At 48.4% G+C, this 2,911-nt stretch carries 2 protein-coding genes; both read left to right on the plus strand.

Annotation, left to right across the window (positions count from 1 at the left end):
- Nucleotides 1-1,871: transglycosylase SLT domain-containing protein (locus tag B3M51_RS10080; RefSeq protein WP_292758869.1), on the plus strand; the 1,871-nt coding region annotated here is incomplete at its 5' end.
- A gap of 9 nt (nt 1,872-1,880) precedes the next feature.
- The coding region (locus B3M51_RS10085) for a multifunctional CCA addition/repair protein (protein WP_292758871.1) at nt 1,881-2,911 on the plus strand (1,031 nt) is incomplete at its 3' end.

A 2,911-nucleotide genomic window follows, 5' to 3' on the forward strand; every position in this document is an offset into this window, starting at 1 on the left:
CATCTGACATCAATCAACAGCGCAAGCTTTATCAGCAAGCCAAAAAAGCGCTGCAAACACATCAGCTGACTCAGTTTCGTCAACTCCAGGCGCAACTGGAAGGTTATCCGTTGCAGGAATATCTGGACTATTTATATCTGCAACATCGGATAAACGATACTGAAGCAGCAAATATCAAACACTTTCTGCAAACCCGTGAAGACAGCTTTTTCAAGGCGCGCCTGCGCGGCGCCTGGTTGGACAAGCTGGCTGGCAGTCAACAATGGCAGCAGTATCTGGAGTTTTATCAAGCGCCTCAGTCGGCTGCACGTGAATGTCATTATGCCCGGGCATTAATCGCTACCAATCAACAACAGGCTGCTGCTCAAGCATTCGAAAAACTCTGGCTGGTTGCCGCATCCCAGGACAAGGCATGTGATGCTGTTTTTCATCACGCAGAACAACGTGGCTGGTTAACGGATGAGTTACGCTGGCAACGGCTGCTACTGGCGTTACGTAACCAGCAATTTGCTCTGGCAAACTATCTTGCCAAAACGGTAAAACAAAGTGCAACTGCACAGGCCTGGACCAAGCGCTGGGAAGATATTCATAAAAACCCTGTCAGTTTGCTGTCTCAATTACCGGCCCCTGCCCCCGCTCAGGGAGTCTCTCTGGCACAGGATGTTGCTATGGCCAGGGAAATTGTTGTTTATGGCCTGAAACGTTTAGCCAGAAATGATCCTGCTAAAGCTCACTATCACTGGACGCGTCTGGAAAACAGTTATCAGTTTTCAACTGATGAACGCCATGATGTTCAGGGCAGCATTGGGCTTTGGGCCGCATTGGATCGAGACGATAAAGCACTTTATTATTATGGCGATACGCCAAATCACCCGTGGCGGGTTCGCGCGGCCTTATGGCAGCAAAACTGGCCTGAAGTACAAAAAGCTATCGCCAGCCTGAATGAACACACACGTCAGGAAACCCGCTGGCAATACTGGCTTGCCAGAAGTCTGGCGGAACAGGGCCAACGTACTGAAGCCGAGGCAATATGGCGTACTTTGGTGGATGAGCGTGATTTTTATGCCTTTCTTGCAGCAGATAAAGTTGAAGCTGAATATGCGATGAATCACCATCCTATTGTTGCTGAGCCCCAATATAGCGAGTCCATTATCTCCATGGACAGCGTACAACGCATGCGTGAGTTTTATCTGCAGGATGAATTACTTGATGCCCGACGTGAAGCCTATTTTCTGCAACAAACATTAACCCCTCGCGAACTGCAGATTGTCGCCACGGAAACCCATAAATGGGGCTGGCACAATCAAACCATTGCTCTGTTGGGCACTGCACGCTACTGGGATGCATTGGATTTACGTTTCCCGGTGCTTTACGACACTGAAATGCGTCAGGCCAGTGCTGATGTAGGAGTTGATGCTTCGTGGTTACTTGCCATTGCCCGGCAGGAAAGTGCCTTTAATCCCAGAGCCCGCTCACACGCTGGTGCGATGGGGTTGATGCAGGTCATGCCCGCCACCGGTAAGCAGGTTGGACGCTGGCTGAATAAGCCTTTAAAGCAGGATTCTGAGCTTTATCATCCACCACGTAATATCGAGATGGGAAGCTTTTATATCCGTCGTATGCAGGATCAGTTTCAAAACAATCCAATACTGGCCACCGCGGCTTATAATGCCGGGCCTCATCGTGTTTCACGCTGGTTACCGGAACAAACCATGCCTGCCGATATCTGGGTAGAGAACATTCCATTTACCGAAACCCGTCGCTATGTTCGCGCGGTGTTCAGTTATGCTGCCACCTATGACTTTCAAAGAAAACAGACTATCAAGCGAATGTCGGAACGTATGCCAGCAGTACGTCCCAAAAACCCTTAATATAGTGTTATGCGAATATATAAAGTAGGTGGCTGTGTTCGGGATCGCTTACTGGGACGGCCGGTAAAAGATAAAGACTGGGTTGTTGTGGGCAGCACTGTTGATGAAATGCTGGCTCAGGGATTTCGCCCCGTGGGCAAAGATTTCCCCGTCTTCCTGCATCCCAAAACTCACGAAGAATATGCGCTTGCCCGTACTGAACGAAAAACGGCGCCCGGTTACCATGGTTTCGAAATTTACGCTTCACCAAAGGTCACTTTAGAGGAAGATCTGGCACGTCGGGATCTGACTATCAACGCCATGGCTGAAGATGACGATGGCAATGTCATCGATCCATTTGATGGGCAAACTGATCTGCATAACAAGACTTTACGCCATGTGTCCAATGCCTTTGTTGAAGATCCGGTAAGGGTATTACGAACAGCACGTTTTGCTGCCCGCTTCGGCTTTCAGGTGGCCGATGAAACCAAACGATTAATTCACCAGATGATAGCCAATGGCGAACTGGATCATCTGGTCGCTGAACGTGTATGGCAGGAGCTGGAAAAAGCGCTATTAAGCAATCAACCCTCTTTATTTTTTATCTGTTTAAGAGAAGTAGGCGCTTTAAAGACACTGTTTCCAGAAATTGATCGACTGTTTGGTGTTCCACAGATTTCTCAATGGCATCCCGAAGTGGATACCGGTGTACACGTAATGCTGGTGCTGGATCAAGCCGCCAGACTGACCGATGATCTGGCCGTGCGTTTTGCGGTGGTATGTCATGATCTGGGTAAAGGAACGACCCCTGCCGATATTTTGCCAAGTCATAAAGGACACGAAAAACGCAGTATCACAATAACTCATGAGTTATGTGAACGGTTACGTGTACCCCGTGAAATAAGTAGTCTGGCATTAAAATTCGCTGAATTTCACACCCATTGCCATATACTTTTTGAATTATCAGGGCGTGAAGTATTAAACGTAATAGAAGGGCTTGATGCGTTTCGCAAACCACAACGATTTTCACAATATCTCTTGGCTTGTGAGGCCGACTTTCG

The organism is Methylophaga sp. UBA2689, assembly GCA_002354555.1.
Taxonomy (GTDB): Bacteria; Pseudomonadota; Gammaproteobacteria; order Nitrosococcales; family Methylophagaceae; genus Methylophaga.